Source organism: Pseudomonas sp. FP2338 (assembly GCF_030687515.1).
Classification (GTDB): domain Bacteria; phylum Pseudomonadota; class Gammaproteobacteria; order Pseudomonadales; family Pseudomonadaceae; genus Aquipseudomonas; species Aquipseudomonas salomonii.
In genome coordinates this window covers 891,566-917,873 of the sequence record NZ_CP117436.1, presented here as the reverse complement: position 1 = coordinate 917,873, position 26,308 = coordinate 891,566, and the positions used below count along the sequence as shown (strand labels likewise).

Here is a 26,308-nt window from a genome sequence, read left to right as displayed (position 1 = left end):
ACAACCGTTTTATCACGGCAAAGTCTCTAGCCGAGCGACTTTCGATTGAAATCACGCAGGCGGAAACCTTGCAGCAGCAACATCCCGAAGTACACCACTACCCCCGCCACCACCAGAACACCCAGGCGCATGAAGCGTTCGAGCATATGGCCTTGATCCCAGGCGGGCATGACGTGCATCAGGCCCAGCAACACCGCCGACATCATCGCCACCGCCACCAGCAGCTTGAGGGCAAACAGGCCCCAGCCCGGCTGCGGCTGATACATCTGCTGCTTGCGCAGTTGATAAAACAGCAGGCCCGCGTTGATGCAGGCACCCGCGCTGATGGCCAGGGCGAGGCCGGCATGGGCCAATGGGCCGATAAACACCACGTTGAGCAGTTGCGTGACGACCAGGGTGAAGATTGCGATCTTGACCGGCGTGCGGATGTTTTGCTGGGCGTAGAAGCCCGGCGCCAGCACTTTGATCACGATGATGCCGAGCAGGCCGACGGAGTAGGCGACCAACGCGCGCTGGGTCATCGACGCATCAAACGCGCTGAACTGGCCGTATTGGAACAGCGACACGGTCAACGGCTCAGCCAGAATGCCCAGGGCCAGGGAACATGGCAACACCAGCATAAAGCACAGGCGCAGGCCCCAGTCGAGGATGCGCGAGTACTCCTGGCGGTCCTTGCTGGCATAGGTGCGCGACAGCGTCGGCAGCAAGATTGTGCCCAAGGCCACACCCAGTACGCCGGACGGCAACTCCATCAAGCGATCGGCGTAGTACATCCAGGAGACCGAACCGGACACCAGCAAGGATGCGAACGCGGTGTTGATGATCAGGGAAATCTGGCTCACCGACACGCCCAGGATTGCCGGCAGCATATTGCGCATCACACGCCATACGCCAGTGTCCTTGAGGTTCAGGCGCGGCAGCACCAGCATGCCGATTTTTTTCAGGTGCGGCAGTTGGTACAGCAGCTGCGCCAGGCCGCCGGCCAGTACCGCCCAGCCCAGGGCCATAACAGGCGGGTCGAAGTACGGCGTCAGGAACAGCGCAAAAATAATCATGCTGACGTTCAGCAATGTCGGCACGAAGGCCGGTACCGAGAAACGGTTCCAAGTATTGAGGATCGCTCCGGCCAGGGATGACAGCGAGATCAGCAATATATAAGGAAAGGTCACGCGCAGCAGGTCAGTGGTCAGCGCGAATTTTTCCGGGGTATTGGCAAAACCGGGGGCCGTGGCCCAGATCACCCAGGGCGCGGCGAGCATGCCGACGAGGGTTACCAGCATCAGTACCAGGGTCAGCAGGCCCGAGACATAGGCAATAAAGGTACGGGTCGCTTCTTCGCCCTGCTGGGTTTTGTATTCGGCCAGGATCGGCACGAACGCCTGGGAGAATGCGCCCTCGGCGAAGATCCGCCGCAGCAGGTTGGGCAGTTTAAAGGCAATAAAGAACGCATCCGTGGCCATGCTGGCGCCGAAAATGCGCGCCAGCAGGGTGTCACGCACAAACCCCAAAACCCGGGAGATCATCGTGATAGAGCTGACGGCAGCCAACGATTTGAGCAGATTCATTGAAAGAGTTTGCGCCTTTAGATAAAGAGCAGGCGAACAAAGCGCCCACTTATGCGATACTGCGCGCCTGCAACAGCACAGAGCCAAAGCTCGCGAGTTTACAGGTCAAGCGCCGGAAATAAATCACCCGCCTCTTCAGATCGACCACTCAGCAGTTCGCATCAGCCGCCCTTGACAACCCATCAAGTCATCGGCATGATTCGCGGCCTATTTTGTTTGCTATTTCCTAAAAAGTCTTTCGAGGAGCTCGACGGTGGCCAACACACCTTCCGCCAAAAAACGTGCAAAACAGGCTGAGAAGCGTCGCAGCCACAACGCCAGCCTGCGTTCCATGGTTCGTACCTACATCAAGAATGTAGTTAAAGCCATCGACACCAAAGACGCTGAAAAAGCTCAAGCTGCTTACGTTCTGGCTGTGCCTGTTATCGACCGTATGGCCGATAAAGGCATCATCCACAAGAACAAAGCCGCTCGTCATAAGAGCCGCCTGAATGGCCACATCAAGGCTCTGAACGTCGCTGCAGCAGCCTAAGTGGTAACAACTGCCACGTAACTCAGGTTGCGTAACAGTTAAGAAATGCCCCGTACCGAAAGGTCCGGGGCATTTTTGTTTGTGCTCCAATCACAATGGAAGCCTTATGTGGCGAGGGAGCTTGCTCCCGCTGGGTCGCGTAGCGGCCCCTGCTCTTTGCTTTAAAAGCATGGGACTGCTACGCAGTCCAACGGGAGCAAGCTCCCTCGCCACAGGAAACCCGGCAATTCGACGGGACACATTTTCAGGCGCAAAAAAACGCCCCGAACCAGTCGGGGCGTTTTTGCTACCTATTGATCAAACCACAATCAATGGTGATGACCGCCTTCACCGTGGACGTGGCCGTGGGCCACTTCTTCCTGGGAAGCGTCGCGGATGGCAACGATCTTCACTTGGAAGTTCAGGCGCTGGCCAGCCAGAGGGTGGTTGCCGTCGACAGTCACGTCGTCGCCGTCCAGATCACGGATGGTGACGATCTGCATCTGGCCGTCCGGGGCGGAAGCGTGGAACTGCATGCCCACTTCCAGCTCATCAACACCTTCGAACATGCTGCGGCTCAGGGTGCTGACCAGTTCGGCGGAGTATTCGCCGTAGGCATCTTCAGGTTCTACGGCGACAGTCAGTTCGTCACCGACGTTCTTGCCTTCCAGAGCCTTCTCCAGGCCCGGGATGATGTTACCTGCGCCTTGCAGGTAGACCAGCGGCGCGCCGCCGGCGGAGCTGTCGATGACCTCACCAGCGTCGTTGGTCAGGGTATAGTCGATGGAGACAGCCTTGTTAGCGGCGATCGTCATGGGGCGAGACCTTTTGCATAAGAATGAAGAACGGACAAGTCTAAACAAGGATTTGCCCGAAAGCGAACAGAACCCGGACAGACGGAGCCGATCAACGGCATCCTTCATCATCGGCTTCCATCAGGACGGCGACGGCCACTGGGTGGCCGAGCTGTCCTGCGGCCACACCCAGCACCTGCGCCACCAGCCGCCATGGCAGTCGCGCGCCTGGGTACTGGATGCTGCGCAACGCCTTGAAAAAATAGGCCAACCCTTTACGTGCGGCTGGTGTGCGCAAGCGCCTGAATAACGATAACCTTGGTGCCTGATTCCCGGTAGGCGCTCAGCCATAGAGCGCCACCGAAGCCATGCACCTCCAGAGAATTCGCATGCAGACTTTTTTTATCGCGCCCACCGATTTTGGTGTGGGTCTGACCTCCATCAGCCTTGGGCTGGTGCGTACCCTTGAGCGGGCCGGGCTGAAAGTCGGCTTCTTCAAACCGATTGCCCAGCCACATCCCGGCGACACCGGCCCCGAGCGCTCCACCGAACTGGTGGCGCGCACCCACGGCCTGAAGCCACCACAACCCTTGGGCCTGGCCCATGTGGAGCGCATGCTCGGCGACGGCCAACTCGACGAGTTGCTCGAAGAAATCATCACCCTGTACCAGCAGGCCGCCGTGGGCAAGGACGTGCTGATCGTCGAAGGCATGGTGCCGACCCGCAGCGCCAGCTATGCGGCGCGGGTCAACCTGCACCTGGCCAAGAGCCTGGACGCCGAGGTGATCCTGGTGTCGGCGCCGGAGAACGAAGTGCTCACCGAGCTCTCGGGCCGTGTGGAATTGCAGGCCCAACTGTTCGGCGGCCCCAAAGACCCGAAAGTGCTGGGCGTGATCCTCAACAAGGTGCGCACCGACGAAAGCATGGAAGCCTTCTCGGCGCGCCTCAAGGAGCACTCGCCCCTGTTGCGCAGCGGCGATTTCCGCCTGCTCGGCTGCATCCCTTACCAGCCCGAACTCAACGCCCCGCGCACCCGCGACGTGGCCGACCTGATGGGCGCACAGATCCTCAACGCCGGCGACTACGAAACCCGGCGCATGACCAAGATCATCATTTGCGCGCGTACCATGCGTAATACCGTGGAGCTGCTCAAGCCGGGCGTGCTGGTGGTAACGCCGGGCGACCGTGACGACATCATCCTCGCCGTCAGCCTGGCCGCAATCAACGGCGTGCCCCTGGCCGGTTTGTTGCTGACCAGCGACACCCTGCCCGACCCGCGCATCATGGATTTGTGCCGTGGCGCCTTCCAGGCCGGGCTGCCGGTGTTGTCGGTAAGCACCGGCTCATACGACACGGCCAACCAGCTCAATAGCCTGAACAAGGAAATCCCGATCGATGACCGCGAGCGCGCCGAGATCATCACCGATTTCGTCGCCAGCCACCTCGATGCGCGCTGGCTGCACCAACGCTGCGGCACGCCACGGGAAATGCGCCTGTCGCCGGCGGTGTTCCGCTATCAATTGATCCAGCGCGCCCAGGCCGCCAACAAACGCATCGTGTTGCCCGAGGGCAGCGAGCCGTTGACCGTGCAGGCCGCCGCCATCTGCCAGGCCCGCGGCATTGCGCGTTGCGTGCTGCTGGCCAAACCTGCCGATGTGGAAGCCGTCGCCCGCGCCCACGGCATCGAACTGCCTGAAGGCCTGGAGATTCTCGACCCGGACCTGATTCGCCAACGCTACGTCGAGCCAATGGTCGCACTGCGCAAGAGCAAGAGCCTCAACGCGCCGATGGCCGAGCAACAATTGGAAGACACGGTGGTGATCGCCACCATGATGCTCGCACTGGACGAAGTGGACGGCCTGGTCTCCGGGGTGATTCACTCCACCGCCAACACCATCCGCCCTGCCCTGCAGCTGATCAAAACGGCGCCGGGCTGCACCTTGGTGTCGTCGGTGTTCTTCATGCTGTTCCCCGAGCAGGTGCTGGTGTACGGCGACTGCGTGATGAACCCGCACCCCAGCGCCGTGGAGCTGGCGGAAATCGCCCTGCAAAGCGCCGACTCCGCCGCCGCCTTCGGCATCACGCCACGGGTGGCGATGATCAGCTATTCCAGCGGTGATTCGGCCAGCGGCGAAGAAGTCGAAAAAGTCCGCGAAGCCACCCTGCTCGCCCACGAACAGCAAAGCTCGCTGCTGATCGACGGCCCATTGCAGTACGATGCCGCCGCCAATGAAACCGTGGCAAGGCAGTTGGCGCCCAACAGCCAGGTCGCCGGCAAGGCCACGGTGTTTGTGTTCCCGGACCTGAACACCGGCAACACCACGCACAAGGCCGTGCAACGCAGCGCCGATTGCGTGAGCCTGGGGCCGATGTTGCAAGGCCTGCGCAAACCGGTGAACGACTTGCCACGCGGTGCACAAGTGGACGACATCGTGTACACCATCGCCCTGACGGCGATCCAAGCCGCCAACCGACCTATGGATATCTAAATGCTGGATTTTCTACCTGCCGCCGTGCGCGGGGTAATTGCTTCGCTGTTGCTGGCGCTGAACACGATCCTGCTGTGTTCGTTCCTGTTTATCGTCGCGCTGTTCAAGGCGCTGCCATTCGCCAAACGCTTCAGCGAATGGCTGATGAACCATACGCACGAAGCCTGGGTGACGAATAACAAGGGTTGGATGAACCTGGTACGCCGCACCCGCTGGCACCTGACCGGCCTTGAAGGCCTGGACTACCAGCACTCGTATCTGGTGACCAGCAACCACCAGAGCTGGGTCGACATCATGGTGTTGCAATACGTACTCAATCGGCGCATTCGCCCGCTGAAGTTCTTCCTCAAACAAGAACTGATCTGGGTGCCGGTGATCGGTCTGGCCTGGTGGGCGCTGGGCTTCCCGTTCATGAAGCGCTACACCAAGGCGTACCTGGAGAAGCACCCGGAGAAGAAAGGCAAAGACCTGGAAACCACGCGTAAGACCTGTGCGAAGTTTCGCGACAACCCGGTGGGTATTTTCAACTTTGCCGAGGGCACGCGGTTTACGCCGGGCAAGCATGCACAACAGAAATCGCCGTTCCGTTACCTGCTCAAGCCCAAGGCCGGTGGCATTGCGTTTGTGCTGGATGCCATGGGCGAGCAGCTTAAGTCATTGGTGAACGTGACCATCCACTACCCGGCCGAACGCCCAGGGTATTGGGATTTGTTGTGCGGGAATGTGAAGGACGTGGTGGTGCACTTTGAAGAAGTGCAGATTCCGGCCGGATTTATCGGCAAAAATTATGAGCAGGATGGGGAGTACCGGCTGGCGTTCCAGGGGTGGATCAACCAGTTGTGGGAAGACAAGGATGCGCTGCTGGATAAGCTGCACACGGAATACCCAGGCCGCCACTGACCGACCTGTGAATGCAATCTAATGTGGGAGCTGGCTTGCCAGCTCCCACAGTGACCGCGCCAGACCTTGAGAAAGTAAAAAGCCCGCCACCGAATCATCGGTGGCGGGCTTTTTTGTGGCGGCGAGGTTTAGATTGCGCCGCGCTGACGCAACAGCTCGAGCACTTGCTTGACGCTGTCTTCCAGCGACGTGGCCTGGGTGTCGATCACCAAGTCGGCATTCAACGGCACGTCGTACGGGAAGGACTCGCCAGGGATGTTATCCCCACCCGCTGCGTACAGGCCCTGCGGATCACGCTCGGCGCACACCAGCGGCGAGGCTTGCACGTAAACGGTGAGCAAGCGGTCGCTGCCGATCAACGCCTTGGCCTGTTCACGGCCTTCGGCATCCGGGGCAACAAACGCGGCCAGGGTCAGCAGGCCGGCTTCGTTGAACTGGCGCGCCACGTGAGCGGCACGGCGCCAGTTTTCAGTACGCCCGGCGCGGTCCTGCGGCAAGCCCTTGTTCAGGTCGTGGCGCAGGTTCTGGCCATCCAGTACGAACACCGCACGGCCCATGTCGAACAGCTTGCGCTCAACCGCATAGGCCAAAGTGCTTTTGCCGGCGCCGGACAAGCCGCTGAACAACACGGTGGCCGGTTGCTGGCCGAAGCGCAGGGCGCGTTCTTCGGTGGCTACATGGGCGAGGTTGCCGTGTTGCGCAGTGCCACCATGGCCCACCGGCGGCGCGATGATCATGCCCGCAGCCACGGTGCCGTTGGTCAAACGGTCGATGACGATAAACGCACCGGTAGTGCGGTTGCTGTCATAGCCGTCCAACGCAATGGCGGCGTCGAGGCTGACCTTGACCCGGCCAATCTCGTTCAATTGCAGCGAACTTGCCGGGCCTTCGGCCAGGGTGTTCACGTCCACGCGGTGCACGATGCTGGTGATCGAACCCGGCACGTAGCTGGTGGCGCGCTTGATGTCGTATTTCTTGCCCGGCAGCATCGGCTCTTCGGCCATCCACACCAGCATGGCGTCGAAAGCGTCGGTGACTTGCGGCACGTTGTCGGCATGCACCAGCAGGTCGCCACGGGAGATATCGATCTCGTCTTCCATGGTCAGGGTCACGGCCTGGCCTGGGCCTGCGTGTTCCAGCTCACCTTCGAAGGTGACGATGGATTTGACGCGGCTGCTCTTGCCCGACGGCAGCACCACGACTTCATCGCCCTTGTGCACGATGCCGCTGGCCAGGGTGCCGGCGAAACCACGGAAGTTCAGGTTCGGACGGTTGACGTACTGCACCGGGAAACGCAGGTCGGTGTAGTTGCGGTCGTTGGCGATCTCGACGGTTTCGAGAATCTCCATCAGCGACTGGCCGGTGTACCAGGGCGAACGCTCGCTCTTGTTCACCACGTTGTCGCCTTTGAGCGCCGACATCGGCACAAAGGCCATGGTGCTCGGCTTGAACGCAATGCCTTCGGCGAACTTCAGGTAATCGGCCTTGATCGACTCGAACACGCTTTGGTCGAAGCCATTGATGTCCATCTTGTTGACGGCAATCACGATGTGCTTGATGCCCAGCAACGAGGCGATATAGCTGTGGCGGCGGGTCTGGGTCTGCACGCCGTAGCGGGCGTCGATCAGAATGATCGCCAGGTCACAGGTGGACGCACCGGTGGCCATGTTGCGGGTGTACTGCTCATGGCCGGGGGTGTCGGCGATGATGAATTTGCGCTTGGCGGTGGAGAAGTAGCGGTAGGCAACATCAATGGTGATGCCCTGCTCACGCTCGGCCTGCAGGCCGTCGACCAGCAAGGCCAGGTCGATATCATCGCCGGTGGTGCCGGATTTTTTCGAATCACGGGTGATGGCTTCCAGGTGATCTTCGTAGATCATCTTGGAGTCGTGCAGCAGGCGCCCGATCAGGGTGCTCTTGCCGTCGTCGACGTTGCCGCAGGTCAGGAAGCGCAACATCTCTTTGCGCTCGTGCTGGCCCAGGTAGGCGAGGATGTCCTCGCTGATCAAATCAGATGCGTGCGACATGACAGCCCCTTAGAAATAGCCTTGACGTTTTTTATCTTCCATGGAGCCTGCGCCATCGTGGTCGATGACCCGGCCCTGGCGCTCGGAAGTTCGCGTCAGGAGCATTTCCTGAATGATGTCCGTCAGCGTCTCGGCTTCGGACTCCACCGCGCCCGTCAACGGGTAGCAGCCAAGGGTACGGAAACGTACTTTCTTTTTGACGATTCGGGCTTTGTCTTCGTCGGACAAGTGCTCGAGGATGCGGTCGTCGTCGATCATGATCAACGTGCCGTTCTTCTCGATCACATCGCGTTCGGCGGCGAAGTACAGCGGCACAATCGGGATGCCTTCGAGGTAGATGTACTGCCAGATGTCCAGCTCGGTCCAGTTGGACAGCGGGAACACACGGATCGACTCACCCTTGTTGACGTTGCCGTTGTAGACGTTCCACAGCTCCGGGCGCTGGTTCTTCGGGTCCCAGCGGTGTTTGCTGTCGCGGAACGAGTACACGCGCTCTTTGGCGCGGGACTTCTCTTCATCGCGGCGGGCACCGCCGAAGGCTGCGTCGAAACCATGCTTGTCCAAGGCCTGCTTGAGGCCTTCGGTCTTCATGATGTCGGTGTGCTTGGCGCTGCCGTGGGTGAACGGGTTGATGTTCTGCGCCACGCCATCCGGGTTGATGTGGGTGATCAGGTCCAGGCCCAGCTCTTCGACCATTTTGTCGCGGAACTTGTACATCTCCTGGAATTTCCAGCGGGTGTCGACGTGCATCACCGGGAACGGCAATTTGCCCGGGAAGAAGGCCTTGCGCGCCAGATGCAGCATCACGGCGGAGTCTTTACCGATCGAGTAGAGCATCACCGGGTTGTCGAACTCGGCGGCGACCTCGCGGATGATGTGGATGCTTTCCGCCTCCAGCTGTTTCAGATGCGTCAGTTTGTCGACCATGGCTACTCACGGAAAAACGATCTTATGGACGGCCAGCGGGCCGTGTTCGAGCGGGGCATGCTAGCACAGCACCTTCTTCTATTCAGGGAGCCAGCTAGATCGAAACGGTATATGAATATGCCCCCCAGTTTGGCTGTAGGAGCAGGCTTGTGGGAGCTGGCTCCCACATTTGATCATTGGTGTTCTTTAGATTGGGTTCGGGCAATCGATGAATAAATGTTCCAGAGCGAAACGCCGCGCCAGGTAATCACCCAACGCCTGCACACCATAACGCTCGGTGGCGTGATGGCCCGCAGCAATAAAGCTGATGTCGTTTTCCCGCGCACTGTGGAAGGTTTGCTCGGACGCTTCGCCACTCAAGTACAGGTCGACGCCGGCGGCAATCGCATCGTCGATGTAACCTTGCCCGCCGCCGGTGCACCAACCCACCCGGCGGATCATCTCGCTGCCTTCGATCAGCAGCGGCTCGCGCCCCATCACGTCCTGCACGCGGCGGGCGAAATCACGCGGCGACAAGGGTTCGGCGAGGGAGCCGACCAGGCCGACGATTTTCGGGTTGTTCGGGTCCAGCGGGCCTTCGACGGTGATGTCCAACTGACGGGCGAGTTGCACGTTGTTGCCCACTTCCGGGTGCAGGTCCAGCGGCAGGTGGTAGGCCAGCAGGCTGATGTCGTGATTGAGCAGGGTTTTCAGGCGCCGCTGCTTCATGCCGGTGATGCAGGGGTTTTCGCCCTTCCAGAAATAACCGTGGTGCACCAGCACCAGGTCGGCCTGGGCTTCGACGGCGGCGTCCAGTAACGCCTGGCTGGCCGTGACGCCGCTGACGATGCGCATCACCTGCGGGCGCCCCTCTACCTGCAGGCCATTGGGGCAATAATCGGCAATTTTTGCGCTGCCAAGGTAGCGGTCAGCTTCCTCGACCAGGGTGCTAAGGGGGACAGCCATAAAAGACTCCTAAATATCCCGTTCCGAGGCGCTCGCAGCCTCGTATAATGCGCGACATTATGGGCGCTCTCCCGCCCCCTGCAACCTGTCAGGACTTACTTGATGCTCAAGGCACTGCGTTTTTTTGGATGGCCATTGTTGGCTGGCGTGCTGATCGCGATGCTGATTATTCAGCGTTATCCCCAATGGGTGGGCTTACCCAGCCTTGATGTGAACCTGCAACAGGCCCCGCAAACCAGCTCCGTGGTGCAAGGCCCGGTCACCTACGCAGATGCCGTGGTCATCGCCGCGCCCGCCGTGGTCAACCTGTACACCACCAAAGTCATCAACAAACCGGCGCACCCGCTGTTTGAAGACCCGCAATTTCGCCGCTATTTCGGCGACAACGGCCCCAAGCAACGCCGCATGGAATCGAGCCTGGGTTCGGGTGTGATCATGAGCCCGGAAGGCTACATCCTCACCAACAACCACGTGACCACGGGCGCTGACCAGATTGTCGTGGCCCTGCGCGACGGCCGTGAAACCCTGGCCCGTGTGGTCGGCAGCGACCCGGAAACCGACCTCGCCGTACTGAAAATCGATTTGAAAAGCCTGCCCTCCATCACTATCGGCCGCTCCGAAGGGCTGCGCGTGGGCGACGTGGCATTGGCCATCGGCAACCCGTTCGGGGTTGGCCAGACCGTGACCATGGGCATTATCAGCGCCACCGGGCGCAACCAGTTGGGGCTTAACAGCTACGAAGACTTTATCCAGACCGACGCGGCCATCAACCCCGGCAACTCAGGCGGCGCGCTGGTGGATGCCAATGGCAACCTGACCGGCATCAACACCGCGATCTTCTCCAAGTCCGGCGGCTCGCAGGGCATCGGCTTTGCGATCCCGGTGAAGCTGGCGATGGAGGTGATGAAGGCGATCATTGAACACGGCCAGGTGATTCGCGGCTGGATGGGCATTGAAGTACAGCCCTTGACCAAGGAACTGGCCGAGTCGTTCGGCCTGACCGGTCGCCCAGGCATCGTGGTCGCCGGGATTTTCCGCGATGGCCCGGCGCAAAAAGCCGGCCTGCAGTTGGGCGATGTGATTTTGAGCATCGACGGCGAACCCGCCGGTGATGGCCGCAAATCGATGAACCAGGTGGCGCGGATCAAGCCGACCGACAAGGTGGTCATCCAGGTGATGCGCAACGGCAAAGAGCTCAAGCTGGTGGCGGAAATCGGCCTGCGGCCACCGCCGGCGCCGGTCAAAGAAGAGGAATAACGGCTGTGGGAGCCCGTGTGCGGGCTCCTGTAACCTAATGTTTCTAAAGAAATCCATTCTCATTAGTCATGTTATATTGTTTCAATATCGCTATTGGAACGCTCTATCATGCCGTCTCGAAGATTTGCCCCCCTGGCTGGCCTGGCCATGGGCTTGTTGCTCGACCCCGCCTACGCCGAAAACAACAGCGTCGAACTGGACACCATCAGCGTCACCAGCGATGCCTATGAATCCGCCACAGGCCCGGTGACAGGCTACCGCGCCACCCGCTCCGCCAGCGCGACTAAAACGGACACGGCCCTGCGCGATATCCCACAATCAATCAGCGTAATTCCTGCCTCGGTGCTCAAAGACCTGGGCAGTACCAACGTGGAGCGCGCCCTGGAATTTGCCGGCGGCGTGTCCAAACAGAACAACTTCGGCGGCCTTACGCTTTACGAATACAGCGTGCGCGGCTTCACCACGTCGGAGTTTTACCAGGACGGTTTCAGCGCCAACCGTGGCTACCCGAGCACACCGGACGCGGCCAATATCGAGCGCATCGAAGTACTCAAAGGCCCCGCCGCCAGCTTATATGGGCGTGGCGATCCAGGCGGCACCGTGAACATTGTCACCAAGAAGCCGCAGCCCGAAGCCTTTACCACCGTGCAAACCAGCGCCGGCAGTTGGGACCGCTACCGCACTGCGCTGGATGTGAACACCCCGCTGGATGACGAAGGCCGCGTGCTGTCGCGGGTCAACCTGGCAGTGGAAGACAACCACAGCTTCCGCGACCACGTCGACGCCCAGCGCGTGTTCGTCGCACCGTCTTTCAGCTGGCAATTGGACCCGGACACCCGCCTGCTGGTGGAAAGCGAATTTGTGCGCCACAGCTCCACCTTCGACCGTGGCATCGTCGCGCCGCATGGCATGTCGCGCTCGACCTTCCTGGGCGAACCCAACGATGGCAACATCCGCAACCACAACAACCGCCTGCAAGCTGCCCTGGAACATCACCTCAACGACGCCTGGCAACTGCGCCTGGCCAGCCACTATAAACAAGGCAGCCTGTGGGGCGATGCTTCGGAAAGTCGCGCACTGAATGCCGACGGCCACACCGTCAATCGCCGTTACCGCGAACGCTCCACGGGTTGGCACGACAGCATCACCCAGCTTGAACTGCGCGGCCTGTTCGATATCGGCAGTTGGCAGCATGAGTTGCTGATCGGCACCGAATACGAGGACTACCGCAAGAAGGAGCGCGTCACCGCGATCGGCGGCAGCCTCTACCCCATCGACATCTACACCCCCGTCTACGGCCAGCCCAAACCCAACGGCGAACGCTCCGGCACTGACTTCTACGAGCAGGTCAAAAGCCAGGCGTTGAACCTGCAAGACCAGATCATCTTCACCGACCGCCTGCGTGGCATGGTCGGCGCACGTTTTGAGCATTTCGAGCAAAGCACCGACGACTTCACCCGCAACCACGCCAAGAGCCGTCAGACCCACGACGCCCTCACCAAGCGCGCCGGCTTGCTCTACCAACTGACGCCGCAAATCGGCGTGTTTGCCAACGCCTCCACCTCGTTCAAGCCTAACAATGGCCTGGACGCCGGCGGCAAATCCTTCAAGCCGGAAGAAGGCGTGGGCTATGAAGTGGGCATCAAGAGCGAGCTGTTCGACGACCGCCTGAGCACCACCCTCGCCGCCTTCCATATCGACAAAGAAAACGTGCTGGCGCTGGACCCGGCCACTGACACCAACCGCGCCGTGGGCAAGGCGCGCAGCCAGGGTTTTGACCTGCAACTGACCGGGCAACTGACGGACGCGGTACGCGTGATCGGCGCCTTTGCCTACATCGATGCGCAGGTGACCAAAGGCGACAAGGCCATCCCCACCGGCAGCCGGATTCTCGGCGTGGCCAAACGCAGCGGCAGCCTGCTGGGCGTGTATGAGTTTCAGGACGGCGCACTGCGCGGCTCAGACCTGGGCGCGGCGTTTACCTACGTCGGCGATCGCTCCGGCGAGGCCGGCGGTAGCTTCGAGCTGCCGGCGTATCACACCGTCGACCTGCTGGCCCATTACAAGGCCAGTGACAAGGTCACCGTGGGCCTGAACCTCAATAACTTATTTGACGAAAAATACTACGAGCGCTCCTACAGCAATTACTGGGTAATGCCCGGTGAGCCGCGCAACTTCACCGTCAGCCTGACCCTCAACCTGTAACAGGACGTCAACATGCAAGCCTTCAAATCCCTGGCCGTCATCGGCCTGCTGTTTGCCAGCCAAGTCTCAGCCCACGGCCTGTGGACCGAACAGCGGCGCGGCAATATCGAAGTGATCTACGGCCACGGTGCCGAGGACAACGCGTTCAAGGCACAGAAAATCAGCGGTGCCTGGGCGTATGACGCGGGCGGCAAGATGATCCCGGTGACCGTAGAGCGCCTGCCCGACCACGCACGCCTCAAGCCGCTCAAATCACCGGCCGTGATGGCCGTGGCCCTGGACAACGGCATGTGGTCGCAGACGCCAGACAAAAAGTGGGTCAACCAGGGCCGCAGCCAAGTGCCGGGGGCGATTCAATCGACCCAGACCTTCAAATACAGCCTGGCGATTTACCAGCCGGGGGCGAAGCTGCCCAAGCTGGATCAGATCAAGCTGCTGATCCTGCCGGAAGTCGACCCGCTGACCGTAGGGCCAGGCAAATCGCTGCCGGTGCGGGTGCTGCTGGACGGCAAGCCTGCGGCGGGTATCAAACTGGTAGGTGATTATCGCAATGCGCCGAACACCTTGAGCACCGAGACCGATAAGGATGGCCGCGCCCAGGTACTGGTGCGTAATGAAGGGTTGAATGTGATTGCTGCGCAGGTTGAAGTGCCGCTGAAGGACAATGCGGATGTGGCGACACGTGGGCTGTTTACGTCGCTGACCTTCCTCGGTGAACCGCACCACGAGTAAACACCGAAAACTCGAAGTGGGCACCATCAATGTGGGAGCGGGCTTGCTCGCGAAGGCGGAGTGTCAGTCACCGGATGTATTGACTGATCCACCACATTCGCGAGCAAGCCCGCTCCCACATTTAGTCTGTTTGGCTTGATTAGAGTGACACTGGCGCCCGCTCGCACAGCGTATTGAGCGCCACCGCCCACTGCGGGTCATCGTTCAAGCACGGCACCAACACCAACTCCTCGCCCCCTGCCTCGCGGAACTGCTCCAGCCCGCGATCGCCAATCTCCTCCAGGGTCTCGATGCAGTCGGCGACAAACGCCGGGCACATCACCAGCAGCTTTTTCACGCCTTGCCGGGCCAAGGCTTCCAGGCGGGCCTCGGTGTAGGGTTCGATCCACTTGGCGCGGCCCAGCCGTGACTGGAACGCCACCGACCATTTGCCCTCCGGCAATCCCATGCGCGCGGCAAAGTCGCGCGCCACGCTGAAGCACTGGGCGCGGTAGCAGGTGGCAAGCACCTCGGGCGAAGCGTTCTTGCAGCAGTCAGCATCCTTGAAGCAATGCTGGCCTGTGGGGTCGAGTTTTTTCAGATGGCGCTCAGGCAACCCATGGAAGCTCAGCAACAAATGATCGAATTCCTGCGCCACGTACGGCCGGGCGCTGGCGACCAAGGCGTCGAGGTATTCCGGCTGATCGTAGAACGGCTGCAAGATAGAAAACTGCACGTTGAGCTTCTTGTCGCGGACCACACGCTTGGCTTCTTCGATCACCGTGGTCACGGTGCTGTCAGCGAACTGCGGATACAACGGCGCCAGGGTGACTTTTTGAATGCCTTGAGCCGCGAGCCGCGTGAGGGTGGTTTCAAGCGACGGCTCGCCGTAGCGCATCGCCAACTCCACCGGGCCGTGGGTCCACTGCTGGGTCATTTGCGCTTGCAAGCGACGGCTCAAGACCACAAGCGGCGAACCCTCTTCCCACCAGATCGAGGCGTAGGCATGCGCCGATTGCTCAGGGCGCTTGATCAGGATCAGCGACACCAGCAAGCGCCGCACCGGCCACGGCAGGTCGATCACGTAAGGGTCCATCAGGAACTGATTGAGGTAGCTGCGCACATCGGCCACCGAAGTGGATGCCGGTGAACCCAGATTGACCAGTAACAACGCGTGATCCGTCATGCAACATCCTATGGCTAGAGGCGGCTGGATAAATCTTCCAGGGCCGCGTGCAACTCAGTGAACTGAAAAGTGAAACCGGCGGCCAGCAACCGTTCGGGGACGGCCTTCTGTCCGCCCAGCAGCAACCCGGACAACTCGCCCAGGCCGACCTTCAAGGCAAACGCCGGCATCGGCATGAACGCCGGGCGGTGCAGCACCTGGCCCAGGGTTTTGGCGAACTCGCGATTACGTACCGGGTGTGGCGCGCAGGCATTATAAGGACCGCTGGCATCGCCGTTGTGCAGAAGAAAATCAATCAGGGCGATTTGATCTTTGATATGGACCCACGGCATCCACTGCCGACCATTGCCGATCGGCCCGCCCAGCCCCAGTTTGAATGGCAGCAGCAGCCGCGACAAAAAGCCGCCCTTGGCCGACAACACCAGGCCCGTGCGCACCAGCACTACGCGGGTGCCGAAGGCTTCGGCGCGCAACGCGGTTTCTTCCCAGGCGATGCACAGCTGGCTGGGGAAATCGTCTTGCACCGGGCCGCTGGCTTCGGTCAGTTCGCGCTCGCCGCCGTCGCCGTACCAGCCCACTGCAGAGCCGGAAATCAACACCGCCGGCTTTTGCGCCAGGCCTTGCATCCAAGCCAGCAAGGTTTCGGTGTGGCTGATGCGGCTGCTCCACAGCAATGCCTTGCGCTTTTTGGTCCACGGGCGATCGGCAATCGGCGCGCCGGCCAAGTTGACCACCGCATCCACCGTGCCGATCACGTCCTGCAAGCGGCCAACACCGAGCACCTCGGCACCGCACCATTTGGCCACGGTATCCGGCTCGCGGCTCCACACCGTCAGGCGATGCCCCTGGGCCAGCCAGTGCAGGCAGAGTTGACGACCGATCAAGCCCGTACCGCCGGTCAGCAAAATATGCATGGGTTTCTCCTCATGTAACGTTTGCCGCCCATCGCTAGTCTATTTTAAAAGCAGGGATCTTTTGTAAGTGGGCGTTACGTTGGTGTCAGAGGCCAATTCAAGCCTCACCCTTAACCCCTCACCCTTAACAATAGGTCACGCCGTTAGAACAGGTACGCCAAAACTTATACCAAAAAACAATATTGTACAGCTATGGGTGTCGGCGTAGTCTGTACCCAAAGGTAAAACGAGGCCCCCCATGACTGTTCCCATCGCGATCATCGGCACCGGCATCGCCGGTCTCTCCGCCGCCCGAGCGTTACGAGACGCGGGGCACGTTGTACAACTCTTCGATAAAAGCCGTGGCAGTGGCGGCCGCATGTCCAGCAAGCGCAGCGATGCCGGTGCCTTGGACATGGGCGCGCAATACTTCACGGCCCGCGACCGGCGCTTCGTCAACGAAGTGCAGCGCTGGCAAAGCAACGGCTGGGCCGAACAGTGGAAACCGCAGCTGTACAACTTCAAGTCCGGCCAGCTTACGCCCTCCCCCGACGAGCAGATCCGCTGGGTCGGCACGCCGCGCATGAGCGCCATTACCCGCGCGCTGCTTGATGACTTGCCGGTGGAGTTCGGCTGCCGCATCACCGAAGTGTTCCAAGGCAAACAGCACTGGAACCTGCTGGACGCAGACGGTGGCAATCATGGCCCGTTCAGCCACGTGGTGATTGCCACGCCGGCGCCCCAGGCCACCACCTTGCTGGCTGCCGCGCCCAAACTTGCAAGTGCCGCTGCCGGGGTGAAAATGGACCCGACCTGGGCCGTCGCCCTCGCCTTCGACACGCCGCTGGATACGCCAATGCAAGGCTGCTTTGTGCAAGACAGCCCGCTCGACTGGCTGGCGCGCAACCGTAGCAAGCCCGGGCGCGACGCCACCCTCGACACCTGGGTGCTGCACGCCACCAGCGCCTGGAGCAAGGCCAACCTCGACCTGCCCAAAGAGGCGGTGATCGAACACCTGCACGGCGCCTTCGCCGAACTGCTGCACAGCGCCATGCCCGCGCCGTCCTTCAGCCTGGCCCATCGCTGGCTCTACGCCAGGCCGTCGGAACGGCATGAATTCGGTGTGTTGGCTGACGCCGACCTGGGCTTGTACGTGTGTGGTGACTGGTGCCTGTCGGGGCGGGTCGAAGGCGCGTGGCTCAGCGGCCAGGAAGCCGCACGCCGCCTGATCGAACACCTGCAATGAACCGTCTCAACCCGACGAAATTGCTGTTGTCGAAGTGGACAGCAGCACGCCCGCGCAACAAGGAAAAACACTTTCTGGTCACCGAGCTGTTTCGTGATGACGAAGGCACCGTGCTCGAAATCGAACTGCAAGCGGTCATGACCCGCCGCGCCGAACGCCTCCCGTGGCAAACCCTGCAAAATGCCGAAGACTGGCGCATGGGCTGGAAATAGCGGGCGCCGAAAAAAACCTATACAAATAATTTGACTTGTACAGCATCAAACCTATGATGAGATTTAGTTGTACAGAATTACAAATCTGTACAGGAATTTCGCAGAGGGTTGAGCATGTCCAACAGCGCAAAACCGAAGATCGCTATCAGTGCCTGCCTGCTCGGCGAGAACGTGCGCTTCAACGGCGGACACAAACAATCCCTGCTGTGCAGCCAAACCCTCGCCGACTATTTCGACTTCGTGCCGTTGTGCCCCGAAGTGGCGATTGGCCTGGGCATCCCCCGCGAACCGATTCGCCTGGTGGGCGACCCCGCCCACCCGCAGGCCGTCGGCACCGTGCACCGTGAACTCAATGTGACGCAGCCACTGGACGATTACGGCCAGCAGATGGCGGTGGAACACACTGACCTGTGCGGCTACATCTTCATGCAGAAGTCGCCGTCGTGCGGGCTGGAGCGGGTCAAGGTCTACCGCGACAATGGCACGCCCGTCGATGGCGGCGGACGCGGCATTTATGCCCAGGCGTTTTGCGCACGCCACCCCAACCTGCCGGTGGAAGAAGACGGCAGGCTGAATGACCCGGTGCTGCGCGAGAACTTCCTCACCCGCGTGTTCGTGTACGCCAGCTGGCAACACTTGCTGGCCGAGGGCCTCACCCGCCACCGCCTGCTGGCGTTCCACGCGCGCTACAAATACCTGCTGATGGCCCACAGCCCCGCGCATTACAAAAGCCTTGGCCACCTGCTGGGCAGCATGGGCAAGGGCATCAACCTGGATGAACTGGCCGCCTGCTATTTCAGCGAGTTGATGACCGGCCTGAAAAAATGCGCCACCCGCGGCACCCACACCAATGTGCTGCAACACATCAGCGGCTACCTCAAGCAGGCCATCAGCGCCGATGACAAGCAGGAAATGCAAACCGTCATCGGCCAATACCGCACCGGCATCGTGCCGCTGGTAGTGCCGCTGACCTTGCTCAAACATCACTTTCGCCAACACCCGGACCGCTACATCGCGCAGCAGGCTTACCTGCAGCCGCACCCGGAAAACCTCAGCCTGCGTAATGCGATCTAGACCATGACACCTGCCCTGCAAGACGACCCTGTGGAAGACATCGCCCAAGCCATCGAAGACGGCTGGTTGCCGATTCGCGAAGTGGCGCGCCAGACCGGCGTCAACGCCGTCACCCTGCGCGCCTGGGAGCGCCGCTATGGCTTGATCGTGCCCCAGCGCACACCCAAGGGCCATCGGCTGTTCAGCGCCGAACATGTGCAACGCATCCACACCATTCTGACCTGGCTCAACCGTGGCGTGCCGGTCAGCCAGGTCAAAGGTTTGATCGATTCCGCCCAGGCCAGCCCCGACAGCGTCGAAAATGAATGGCATGTGCTGCGTCATAAACTGCTCAGCGCAATCAGCGAATTGGCCGAACGCCGGGTCGACGACCTGTTCAACCAGGCCATGGCGCTGTACCCGCCGCGCACCTTGTGTGAGCAATTGATGCTGCCGCTGCTTACCGCGCTGGAGCAACGCTGGCAGGGCCAGTTCGGCGCACAAATGGAGCGGGTGTTTTTTCTGTCCTGGCTGCGCAGCAAGTTCGGCGCGCGCATTTACCACAACAACCGCCAGCTCCAGGGCGCGCCGCTGTTGCTGGTCAACCAGTCCGACGTGCCGCTGGAGCCGCACCTATGGCTCAGCGCCTGGCTGGCCAGCAGTGCCGACTGCCCCGTGGAGGTTTTTGATTGGCCTCTGCCAACCGGCGAACTGGCCTTGGCGGTGGAACACCTGCAACCGCGTGCGGTGCTGCTGTATTCAAGCAAGGCCCTCCACCTGTCGGCACTCGGCAAACTTTTAGGCGGCATCAATTGCCCAATATTGATTGCCGGACCAACGGTATGCATCCACCAGGACGAGTTAGCCGTATTAACCCGTGAGACTTCTGAATTGTTCGTGGCCGAAGACCCACTGTCGGCCCACCAGTTATTGATCCAGCGTGGAATTGTCTAAATGCATTTGATCTGGCTGCGCACCGACTTGCGCCTGCACGACAACACCGCCCTCGCCGCCGCCTGCCAGCGCGGCCCGGTTGTCGCCGTGTACCTGATCACGCCGCAGCAATGGCTGGCCCATGATGATGCGCCGTGCAAAGTCGATTTCTGGCTGCGCAACCTCAAGCACTTGAGCCGGGCCCTTGGCGAACTGAACATTCCCTTGCTGATTCGCACCGCCGCCACCTGGGACCAGGCGCCCGCCGTACTGGGCAAACTGTGCCGGGAACTGTCGGTGGACTCGGTGCACGTCAACGAGGAATACGGCATTCATGAGAGCCGTCGTGATGTGGCCGTGGCCAAGGCGCTGGAGGCTGACGGTGTAACGTTCCACAGTTACCTCGACCAGTTGTTTTTTCAACCTGGCAGCGTGCTGACCAAAACCGGCACTTACTTCCAGGTGTTCAGTCAGTTCCGCAAGGTCTGCTACAGCCGCCTGCACAGCGCCTTGCCGCGCCTGGTGGCCACGCCGCAACAACAGACACCACTGGATGTGCACAGCGACGTTATCCCGGATCAGGTCGAAGGTTTCGCAATACCCAGCGACACCTTGCGCGCCCTCTGGCCGGCGGGTGAAGAGGAAGCCCGGCGTCGCCTTGACGCCTTCGCCGACCAACAGATCAGCTACTACAAAGACGAACGCGACTTCCCGGCCAAACCCGGCACCAGCCAGCTCTCGGCCTACCTCGCCGCCGGTGTGGTTTCGCCACGCCAGTGCCTGCACGCCGCCCTGCAAACCAACCAGGGCGAGTTCGAAAGCGGCGATATCGGCGCCATCACCTGGATCAACGAGCTGCTGTGGCGCGAGTTCTACAAACACATTCTGGTCGGTTACCCACGGGTCTCGCGCCACCGTGCGTTCCGCCCCGAAACCGAGGCTCTGGCCTGGCGCGATGCGCCCAAGGACTTGGCCGCCTGGCAGCAAGGGCGCACCGGCCTGCCGATTATTGACGCGGCCATGCGTCAACTGCTGGAAACCGGTTGGATGCACAACCGCCTGCGCATGGTGGTGGCGATGTTTTTGACCAAGAACCTGCTGATCGACTGGCGCGAAGGTGAGCGCTTCTTTATGCGCCACTTGATCGACGGCGACCTGGCCGCCAATAACGGCGGCTGGCAGTGGAGTTCGTCCACCGGCACCGACTCGGCGCCGTATTTCCGGATTTTCAGCCCGTTGAGCCAGTCGGAAAAGTTCGACAGCGAAGGGGTGTTCATCAAGCACTGGCTGCCGGAGCTGGCGGCGCTGAACAAGAAAGAAGTGCACAACCCCGAAGCCGCCGGTGGCCTGTTCGGCGTGGCAGATTACCCACGCTCGATTGTCGACCTGAAAAAATCCCGCGAGCGTGCCCTCGCCGCCTTCCGCAACCTGCCTTCACGCCAGGAGGTCGCCGAACATGAGTGACTTCCTGCAGCGGTTCGCCCAAGCGTTTACCACGCTGGACAAGCACAACCTGCACCTGCTCGACAGCTTGTACAGCCAGGACATCGCCTTCACCGATCCGTTGCATGAAGTGCATGGGCTGCCCGCTTTGCGCGGTTACTTCGCCCAGATGTACAGCAATATCAGCCAGTTGCGTTTTGACTTCCACGGCTTCGACCAGGTCGCCGAAGGCGAAGGCTACCTGCGCTGGAAAATGAGTTTTTGCCACCCACGCTTGGCCAATGGCACGGTAATCCGGGTGGAAGGTTGCTCGCACCTGATGTGGCGCGACAAGGTCTACCGCCATCGCGATTATTTCGATGCGGGCGCGTTGCTTTATGAACACTTACCGGTTGTCGGCCGTGTGGTCAGTTGGCTAAAAAGGAGAATGGGATGAGCCTTGCACTTCCCCGTCGTTACTGGCTGACCGGCGCCAGCAGTGGCATCGGTGCCGCACTGGCCGTAGAACTGCTCAACAGTGGCGCGCATGTGGCGCTCAGCTCGCGCAGCAAAGGCCCGCTGGAAGCGTTCGCCCTGCGTTATCCAGGCCAAGTGCTGGTGGTGGCCGGCGACCTGACCAACAGCCAGACCGTGCGCGAGATCGGCGAACACATCGGTGAGGTCTGGGGTTCATTGGATACGGTGATCCTCAACGCCGGCACCTGTGAGTATGTCGACGCCCGGCAATTCGACTCCTCCATCGTCGAGCACGTCGTGCGCACCAACCTGCTTGCCAGCAGCTATTGCATCGAAGCTGCACTGCCGCTGTTGCGCAAAGGGCTCACCCCACATCTGGTCGGCGTCGCCAGCGCCGTGACCTACCTGCCAATGCCGCGCGCCGAAGCCTATGGCGCGTCCAAGGCCGGGCTGCGTTACCTGTTCGAATCGCTGCGCATCAGCTTATCGCCGGAGAACATCGACGTCACGGTGATCAGCCCGGGTTTTGTCGACACCCCGCTGACCGAACGCAATGATTTCCCGATGCCGCTGAGCTGGTCCGCCGAGAAGGCTGCCAGGCATATCTTCGCCAAATTGGAAAAGCGCCCGCTGGAAATTGCCTTCCCGGCGATGTTTATCGCCACCTTGTGGCCACTGTCGAAGCTGCCCAACCGCGCGCAACTGATTATCGGCAAACGCATGCTGCGCAGCCCGCCACCGAAGAAGGACGACCTGTGAAGATCGCCATCATCGGCAGCGGTATCGCCGGGCTGACCAGCGCTTACCTGCTCAGCCGGCGCCACGACATCACGCTGTTTGAGGCGGGCGAGCGCATTGGCGGGCACACCCACACGGTCAACGTCACGGTCGATGGTAAACGCTATGCCGTGGACACCGGTTTTATCGTGTTCAACGACTGGACCTACCCTAATTTCATCCGTCTGCTCGGGCAGATTGGCGTGACGTTCAAACCCACCGAGATGAGCTTTTCGGTGTGCGACCAGAACGCAAGTTTCGAGTACAACGGTAATAACCTCAACAGCCTGTTTGCCCAGCGCCGCAATATTCTCTCGCCGGGATTCTGGGGCATGTTGCGCGACATTCTGCGCTTTAACCGCCAGGCACCGCTGGACCTGCAAGAGCAACGCATCAGTGCCGACATGACCCTGGGCGACTACCTCGAAGCCGGGGGTTATGGCCCACGCTTTATCCGCCATTACATCGTGCCGATGGGCGCGGCGATCTGGTCGATGTCGCTGGCGGACATGCTCGGTTTTCCGTTGCAATTCTTTGTGCGGTTCTTCAAGAACCACGGCTTGTTGTCGGTGAACAATCGGCCGCAATGGTGCGTGATCGAAGGCGGTTCCAGCCGTTACATCGAACCGCTGACCCGCAGTTTTCGCGAGCAGATCCGCCTCAATTGCCCTGTGGATAAAGTCGTACGCACGGCCGATGGCGTGGTTATCCACAGCCCCGTCGGCAGCGAGAGCTTTGACCGCGTGGTGTTCGCCTGTCACAGCGACCAGGCCTTGGCGTTACTGGCCGACCCGAGCCAGGCCGAGCAGGAGATTCTCGGTGCCCTGCCCTACGCCGACAATGACGTGGTGCTGCACACCGACACGCGCCTGCTGCCCGATCGCAAACTGGCCTGGGCCAGCTGGAATTATCGCCTGAGCGGCACCGCGCAAACCCAGGCGGCCGTCACTTACGACATGAACATCCTGCAAGGCATCCACAGCGACACCACTTTTTGCGTCAGCCTCAACCAGACGCCGATGATCAACCCGCTGAAGATCCTTGCGCGCTACACCTATGCGCATCCGCAATACAGCCTGGCAGCGGTGGCGGCACAAAACCGCTGGGAAGAATTACACGGCGCGCGCCACACCTTTTACTGTGGCGCCTACTGGGCCAACGGTTTTCATGAAGACGGCGTGACCAGCGCATTGCGCGTGGCCCAGGCCTTTGGCGAAACCCTATGAACAGCGCCCTGTACAGCGGCTGGATTGCCCATCGCCGGTTTACGCCCAAGGCCCACGCCTTTCGCTACCGCATCGGCCTGCTGTACCTGGACTTGAGCGAACAAGACGAAGTGCTCGGGCTTTCGCCCCTGGCCGGCAACAGCCGGCTGGCGCCCTTCGGCTTTCGCCAGCAGGACTACCTGCGTGAATTTACGCGTCACGGCATCAGCTTGAGCGATGCCGTGCGCCAGGAAGTCGGCAAGGCACTGGGGCGCGAGCCCCGGGGCGTTATCTGCCTACTGACCCAGGCCCGCAGTTGGGGCCTGGCTTTTAACCCGGTGAGTTTCTTCTACTGCTTCGAGGCCGATGGGCAACTGGCCGCGATCCTGTGTGAAGTGACCAACACCCCGTGGCGCGAGCGCTACCACTATGTGCTGCCGGCCCAGGCGCTCGACGCCGAGGAACACCAGCACTTCGCCGTGGCCAAGGCGTTCCATGTGTCGCCGTTTTTACCCCGCGACCTGGAATACCGCATGAGCTTCAGCCCGCCGGCCGACAGGCTGGGCGTGCACATGGCTGATTGGCAGGGCACGCAAAAAGTCTTCGACGCCACCTTGAGCCTGCAAAAAGAAGCGCTGACCCGCGCCAGCCTGCATCGCTACCTGTGGCGCTTTCCGTGGATGACCGCCAAGACCTGCCTGGCGATTTACTGGCAAGCCATGCGCCTGCTGCTCAAACGCACACCGATTTTTTCCCATCAGGCCGCCGATGGCGCCTCTCGCACCGCAGTCGGGTATACCAAGGATCGCCGCCATGAAATCCCCTAGCTTATCGGTCAAGACCAACCGCCTGAACGTCAACGGCATGACCAGTGCGCTGTTGCGCAAAGGTGTACTGCGCCAGCTCAGCCAACTGCGCCACGGCCAACTGGTGGTGATCGAAGACGGTGAACGCCAGGTGTTCGGCGCACGCGAAGCGCATCTGTTGGGCGAAATCCAGGTCCACGATTCAGCGGTCTGGGGCTTGGTGGCGGCCAACGGTTCGATCGGTGCCGGCGAGGCGTTTATCCACGGTTACTGGAGCAGCCCGGACCTCACCGCCGTGGTGCGCGTGATGGTCAGCAACCTGGATGTGCTCGATGCAATGGAAGGCGGCCTGGCGCGCTTGGCGCGGCCGTTCACCCAAGGCCTGCATTGGCTTAACCGCAACACCCGCAAGGGCTCGCAGAAAAACATCGCCGCCCACTATGACCTGGGCAACGACTTGTTCGAGGAATTCCTCGACCCGACCATGATGTATTCGGCGGCGCAGTTTCTAACCCCCGACGACAGCCTGGAACAGGCGCAACTGAACAAACTGGAACGCATCTGCCAGAAGCTCGCGCTCAAACCCACCGACCATTTGCTCGAAATCGGCACCGGCTGGGGCAGCATGGCGCTGTATGCGGCGCAGCACTATGGCTGCAAGGTCACCACCACGACCTTGTCCAAAGAGCAGTTCGCCTACACCGAAAAGCGCATCGAGGCCTTGGGGCTCAAAGAGCAGGTGACGCTGCTGCTGCAGGACTACCGCGACCTGACTGGCCAGTACGACAAACTGGTGTCCATCGAGATGATCGAAGCGGTGGGCCATCGCTTTTTGCCGACCTACTTCAAGCAATGCGCGCACCTGCTCAAAAGCGACGGGCTGATGCTGCTGCAAGCCATCACTATTCGTGAACAGCGTTTTGAGCAGGCCAAAAACAGCGTCGACTTTATTCAGCGCTATATTTTCCCCGGCGGCGCCCTGCCCTCTGTGCAGAACATGCTGCAGATCGTCAGCCGCGACACCGACATGAACCTGCTGCACATGGAAGACTTCGGCTTGCACTACGCACGCACCCTGCGCCTGTGGCATGAGAACTTCCGTCGCGCCCACGGCCGTCTTGCCGAATTGGGCTACGATGAGTACTTCCTACGCCTGTGGGAATTCTACCTGTGCTACTGCGAAGGCGGGTTTATGGAGCGAACGATCGGTACCGCGCAGTTGCTGCTGGCCAAGCCTGCGGCGATCAACCCACCGTTGCTCGGGCGTTTCAATGCTTAAAACGCTGGCCAATGCCGCGCTGTTCCAGTGCGGCTGGTTTGCCTGTGTGCTGGGCGGTGACAGCCGCTGGTTAGGGGTGGGCGCTGGCGTGCTGGTCATCCACCTGCTGTGGACAAGCTCATGGTCTGAAGAAGGCCACGTGATCCTGGCCGTGACCCTGTTGGGCACCGTGGTTGATACCTTGTTGCGCACCTTTGGCGTGTTTCACTTCGGTTTTCCAGGGCCGCTGATTCCCTTCTGGCTGATCATGCTCTGGGCACTGCTCGCCACCACGCTGCGCCATTGCCTGGCCTGGAGTGCACAACCCTGGTGGCGCGCCAGCCTGTTGGGGGCGGTGGGTGGGCCACTGTCTTATTACGCCGGCAGCCAGTTGGCCGGTGTGCGTTTCGGCTACGACACAACGCTGACGCTGATCGGCCTGGCGTTGCTCTGGGCGCTGGTGTTCCCGGTATTGCACTGGGTGGCGCGGCAGCTTGGGCACTGACGTC

Annotated in this window: 25 protein-coding genes; 18 read left to right on the top strand and 7 right to left on the bottom strand. The window is 61.0% G+C overall.

All coding sequences use genetic code 11. The features are described 5' to 3' along the window. Positions 1-26 precede the first annotated feature (26 nt). Positions 27-1,565 (bottom strand): murein biosynthesis integral membrane protein MurJ, encoded by a 1,539-nt coding sequence (murJ, locus tag PSH96_RS03965; protein ID WP_305457653.1) that lies wholly within the window; start codon positions 1,563-1,565, stop codon positions 27-29. A gap of 253 nt (positions 1,566-1,818) precedes the next feature. Between murJ and rpsT the strand changes: the two genes are divergently transcribed. Then, positions 1,819-2,097 carry a 30S ribosomal protein S20 gene (gene rpsT / locus PSH96_RS03960; RefSeq protein ID WP_003171647.1) on the top strand — a complete coding sequence of 93 codons (279 nt, stop codon included), beginning with the start codon at positions 1,819-1,821 and terminating at the stop codon, positions 2,095-2,097. Between the two features lie 308 nt (positions 2,098-2,405). Here rpsT and PSH96_RS03955 read toward each other — a convergent pair whose 3' ends face one another. Then, the gene (locus tag PSH96_RS03955; protein WP_003188398.1) at positions 2,406-2,891 is read right to left on the bottom strand and encodes a peptidylprolyl isomerase; all 486 of its coding nucleotides are present in this window, start codon (positions 2,889-2,891) and stop codon (positions 2,406-2,408) included. Here PSH96_RS03955 and PSH96_RS03950 point away from each other — a divergent pair. From PSH96_RS03950 to PSH96_RS03940, 3 genes are all read left to right on the top strand, one after another. Continuing rightward, positions 2,890-3,180, top strand: coding sequence for a DUF3565 domain-containing protein (locus tag PSH96_RS03950; protein ID WP_370694348.1), 291 nt, complete (start codon positions 2,890-2,892; stop codon positions 3,178-3,180). The genes PSH96_RS03955 and PSH96_RS03950 overlap by 2 nt on opposite strands. A gap of 79 nt (positions 3,181-3,259) precedes the next feature. Further along, on the top strand, positions 3,260-5,359 hold the full coding sequence (gene pta, locus PSH96_RS03945) for a phosphate acetyltransferase (RefSeq protein ID WP_056859109.1): 2,100 nt from the start codon (positions 3,260-3,262) through the stop codon (positions 5,357-5,359). Then, the gene (locus PSH96_RS03940) at positions 5,360-6,259 is read left to right on the top strand and encodes an acyltransferase (RefSeq protein WP_305457649.1); all 900 of its coding nucleotides are present in this window, start codon (positions 5,360-5,362) and stop codon (positions 6,257-6,259) included. It abuts the gene before it with no gap. 128 nt (positions 6,260-6,387) lie between these two features. Here the strand turns inward: PSH96_RS03940 and cysN are convergent, their stop codons facing one another. From cysN to PSH96_RS03925, 3 genes are all read right to left on the bottom strand, one after another. Next, entirely contained in the window at positions 6,388-8,286 is a 1,899-nt protein-coding gene (gene cysN / locus PSH96_RS03935; protein ID WP_305457647.1) for a sulfate adenylyltransferase subunit CysN, read from the bottom strand. A gap of 9 nt (positions 8,287-8,295) precedes the next feature. Then, positions 8,296-9,213: a sulfate adenylyltransferase subunit CysD gene (gene cysD, locus PSH96_RS03930; RefSeq protein ID WP_003171640.1), complete on the bottom strand. Its 918-nt coding sequence runs from the start codon at positions 9,211-9,213 to the stop codon at positions 8,296-8,298. Between the two features lie 186 nt (positions 9,214-9,399). Then, positions 9,400-10,158, bottom strand: coding sequence for a Nif3-like dinuclear metal center hexameric protein (locus tag PSH96_RS03925; RefSeq protein WP_056859112.1), 759 nt, complete (start codon positions 10,156-10,158; stop codon positions 9,400-9,402). Between the two features lie 102 nt (positions 10,159-10,260). Between PSH96_RS03925 and algW the strand changes: the two genes are divergently transcribed. The 3 genes from algW to PSH96_RS03910 all read left to right on the top strand — a co-directional run bounded on the left by algW (position 10,261) and on the right by PSH96_RS03910 (position 14,352). After that, positions 10,261-11,415 carry a Do family serine endopeptidase AlgW gene (gene algW / locus PSH96_RS03920; RefSeq protein WP_056859113.1) on the top strand — a complete coding sequence of 385 codons (1,155 nt, stop codon included), beginning with the start codon at positions 10,261-10,263 and terminating at the stop codon, positions 11,413-11,415. 108 nt (positions 11,416-11,523) lie between these two features. Then, entirely contained in the window at positions 11,524-13,620 is a 2,097-nt protein-coding gene (locus PSH96_RS03915; RefSeq protein ID WP_305457645.1) for a TonB-dependent siderophore receptor, read from the top strand. 12 nt (positions 13,621-13,632) lie between these two features. Then, positions 13,633-14,352 carry a DUF4198 domain-containing protein gene (locus PSH96_RS03910; protein WP_305457643.1) on the top strand — a complete coding sequence of 240 codons (720 nt, stop codon included), beginning with the start codon at positions 13,633-13,635 and terminating at the stop codon, positions 14,350-14,352. Between the two features lie 139 nt (positions 14,353-14,491). On the opposite strand, the gene hemH is transcribed toward PSH96_RS03910, so the two are convergent. Then, positions 14,492-15,517 (bottom strand): ferrochelatase, encoded by a 1,026-nt coding sequence (gene hemH, locus PSH96_RS03905; RefSeq protein ID WP_305457641.1) that lies wholly within the window; start codon positions 15,515-15,517, stop codon positions 14,492-14,494. 14 nt (positions 15,518-15,531) lie between these two features. After that, positions 15,532-16,431, bottom strand: coding sequence for a TIGR01777 family oxidoreductase (locus PSH96_RS03900; protein ID WP_065929639.1), 900 nt, complete (start codon positions 16,429-16,431; stop codon positions 15,532-15,534). A 238-nt stretch (positions 16,432-16,669) separates the two neighbouring features. Between PSH96_RS03900 and PSH96_RS03895 the strand changes: the two genes are divergently transcribed. The 11 genes from PSH96_RS03895 to PSH96_RS03845 all read left to right on the top strand — a co-directional run bounded on the left by PSH96_RS03895 (position 16,670) and on the right by PSH96_RS03845 (position 26,304). Next, on the top strand, positions 16,670-17,656 hold the full coding sequence (locus PSH96_RS03895) for an NAD(P)/FAD-dependent oxidoreductase (RefSeq protein WP_305457639.1): 987 nt from the start codon (positions 16,670-16,672) through the stop codon (positions 17,654-17,656). Then, complete coding sequence (locus PSH96_RS03890; RefSeq protein WP_017137622.1) at positions 17,653-17,868, top strand: TIGR02450 family Trp-rich protein; 216 nt, start codon at positions 17,653-17,655, stop codon at positions 17,866-17,868. The genes PSH96_RS03895 and PSH96_RS03890 overlap by 4 nt, the downstream gene beginning before the upstream one ends. 114 nt (positions 17,869-17,982) lie before the next feature. Further along, positions 17,983-18,942, top strand: coding sequence for a DUF523 and DUF1722 domain-containing protein (locus tag PSH96_RS03885; RefSeq protein WP_305457637.1), 960 nt, complete (start codon positions 17,983-17,985; stop codon positions 18,940-18,942). Positions 18,943-18,945: 3 nt separating this feature from the next. Beyond that, a complete protein-coding gene (locus PSH96_RS03880; RefSeq protein WP_305457635.1) occupies positions 18,946-19,875 on the top strand; it encodes a MerR family transcriptional regulator in 930 nt (309 codons plus the stop codon). Further along, positions 19,876-21,318, top strand: a complete 1,443-nt coding sequence (gene phrB / locus PSH96_RS03875; protein ID WP_305457633.1) for a deoxyribodipyrimidine photo-lyase — start codon at positions 19,876-19,878, stop codon at positions 21,316-21,318. Further along, positions 21,311-21,733 carry a nuclear transport factor 2 family protein gene (locus PSH96_RS03870; protein WP_305457631.1) on the top strand — a complete coding sequence of 141 codons (423 nt, stop codon included), beginning with the start codon at positions 21,311-21,313 and terminating at the stop codon, positions 21,731-21,733. Before phrB ends, PSH96_RS03870 begins: the two co-directional genes overlap by 8 nt. Further along, entirely contained in the window at positions 21,730-22,512 is a 783-nt protein-coding gene (locus PSH96_RS03865) for an SDR family oxidoreductase (protein ID WP_305457629.1), read from the top strand. The genes PSH96_RS03870 and PSH96_RS03865 overlap by 4 nt, the downstream gene beginning before the upstream one ends. Then, positions 22,509-23,756 (top strand): NAD(P)/FAD-dependent oxidoreductase, encoded by a 1,248-nt coding sequence (locus PSH96_RS03860; protein ID WP_305457627.1) that lies wholly within the window; start codon positions 22,509-22,511, stop codon positions 23,754-23,756. Before PSH96_RS03865 ends, PSH96_RS03860 begins: the two co-directional genes overlap by 4 nt. Beyond that, a complete protein-coding gene (locus tag PSH96_RS03855) occupies positions 23,753-24,562 on the top strand; it encodes a DUF1365 domain-containing protein (RefSeq protein WP_305457625.1) in 810 nt (269 codons plus the stop codon). The genes PSH96_RS03860 and PSH96_RS03855 overlap by 4 nt, the downstream gene beginning before the upstream one ends. Then, on the top strand, positions 24,549-25,820 hold the full coding sequence (locus PSH96_RS03850; RefSeq protein ID WP_305457623.1) for a cyclopropane-fatty-acyl-phospholipid synthase family protein: 1,272 nt from the start codon (positions 24,549-24,551) through the stop codon (positions 25,818-25,820). Before PSH96_RS03855 ends, PSH96_RS03850 begins: the two co-directional genes overlap by 14 nt. Then, positions 25,813-26,304, top strand: a complete 492-nt coding sequence (locus tag PSH96_RS03845) for a DUF2878 domain-containing protein (protein ID WP_305457621.1) — start codon at positions 25,813-25,815, stop codon at positions 26,302-26,304. The genes PSH96_RS03850 and PSH96_RS03845 overlap by 8 nt, the downstream gene beginning before the upstream one ends. Positions 26,305-26,308 lie beyond the last annotated feature (4 nt).

What these genes read in the sequence shown, in the direction of transcription:
- PSH96_RS03950 (WP_370694348.1), top strand. Translation starts at nt 2,890, where the DNA reads ATGGGGCGAGACCTTTTGCATAAGAATGAAGAACGGACAAGTCTAAAC.
- PSH96_RS03895 (WP_305457639.1), top strand. Translation starts at nt 16,670, where the DNA reads ATGACTGTTCCCATCGCGATCATCGGCACCGGCATCGCCGGTCTCTCC.
- phrB (WP_305457633.1), top strand. Translation starts at nt 19,876, where the DNA reads ATGCATTTGATCTGGCTGCGCACCGACTTGCGCCTGCACGACAACACC.
- PSH96_RS03850 (WP_305457623.1), top strand. Translation starts at nt 24,549, where the DNA reads ATGAAATCCCCTAGCTTATCGGTCAAGACCAACCGCCTGAACGTCAAC.
- PSH96_RS03845 (WP_305457621.1), top strand. Translation starts at nt 25,813, where the DNA reads ATGCTTAAAACGCTGGCCAATGCCGCGCTGTTCCAGTGCGGCTGGTTT.
- PSH96_RS03940 (WP_305457649.1), top strand. Translation starts at nt 5,360, where the DNA reads ATGCTGGATTTTCTACCTGCCGCCGTGCGCGGGGTAATTGCTTCGCTG.
- PSH96_RS03890 (WP_017137622.1), top strand. Translation starts at nt 17,653, where the DNA reads ATGAACCGTCTCAACCCGACGAAATTGCTGTTGTCGAAGTGGACAGCA.
- PSH96_RS03880 (WP_305457635.1), top strand. Translation starts at nt 18,946, where the DNA reads ATGACACCTGCCCTGCAAGACGACCCTGTGGAAGACATCGCCCAAGCC.
- PSH96_RS03870 (WP_305457631.1), top strand. Translation starts at nt 21,311, where the DNA reads ATGAGTGACTTCCTGCAGCGGTTCGCCCAAGCGTTTACCACGCTGGAC.
- cysN (WP_305457647.1), bottom strand. Translation starts at nt 8,286, where the DNA reads ATGTCGCACGCATCTGATTTGATCAGCGAGGACATCCTCGCCTACCTG.
- PSH96_RS03925 (WP_056859112.1), bottom strand. Translation starts at nt 10,158, where the DNA reads ATGGCTGTCCCCCTTAGCACCCTGGTCGAGGAAGCTGACCGCTACCTT.
- pta (WP_056859109.1), top strand. Translation starts at nt 3,260, where the DNA reads ATGCAGACTTTTTTTATCGCGCCCACCGATTTTGGTGTGGGTCTGACC.
- PSH96_RS03855 (WP_305457625.1), top strand. Translation starts at nt 23,753, where the DNA reads ATGAACAGCGCCCTGTACAGCGGCTGGATTGCCCATCGCCGGTTTACG.
- PSH96_RS03955 (WP_003188398.1), bottom strand. Translation starts at nt 2,891, where the DNA reads ATGACGATCGCCGCTAACAAGGCTGTCTCCATCGACTATACCCTGACC.
- cysD (WP_003171640.1), bottom strand. Translation starts at nt 9,213, where the DNA reads ATGGTCGACAAACTGACGCATCTGAAACAGCTGGAGGCGGAAAGCATC.
- PSH96_RS03915 (WP_305457645.1), top strand. Translation starts at nt 11,524, where the DNA reads ATGCCGTCTCGAAGATTTGCCCCCCTGGCTGGCCTGGCCATGGGCTTG.
- hemH (WP_305457641.1), bottom strand. Translation starts at nt 15,517, where the DNA reads ATGACGGATCACGCGTTGTTACTGGTCAATCTGGGTTCACCGGCATCC.
- PSH96_RS03865 (WP_305457629.1), top strand. Translation starts at nt 21,730, where the DNA reads ATGAGCCTTGCACTTCCCCGTCGTTACTGGCTGACCGGCGCCAGCAGT.
- PSH96_RS03885 (WP_305457637.1), top strand. Translation starts at nt 17,983, where the DNA reads ATGTCCAACAGCGCAAAACCGAAGATCGCTATCAGTGCCTGCCTGCTC.
- murJ (WP_305457653.1), bottom strand. Translation starts at nt 1,565, where the DNA reads ATGAATCTGCTCAAATCGTTGGCTGCCGTCAGCTCTATCACGATGATC.
- PSH96_RS03910 (WP_305457643.1), top strand. Translation starts at nt 13,633, where the DNA reads ATGCAAGCCTTCAAATCCCTGGCCGTCATCGGCCTGCTGTTTGCCAGC.
- PSH96_RS03900 (WP_065929639.1), bottom strand. Translation starts at nt 16,431, where the DNA reads ATGCATATTTTGCTGACCGGCGGTACGGGCTTGATCGGTCGTCAACTC.
- algW (WP_056859113.1), top strand. Translation starts at nt 10,261, where the DNA reads ATGCTCAAGGCACTGCGTTTTTTTGGATGGCCATTGTTGGCTGGCGTG.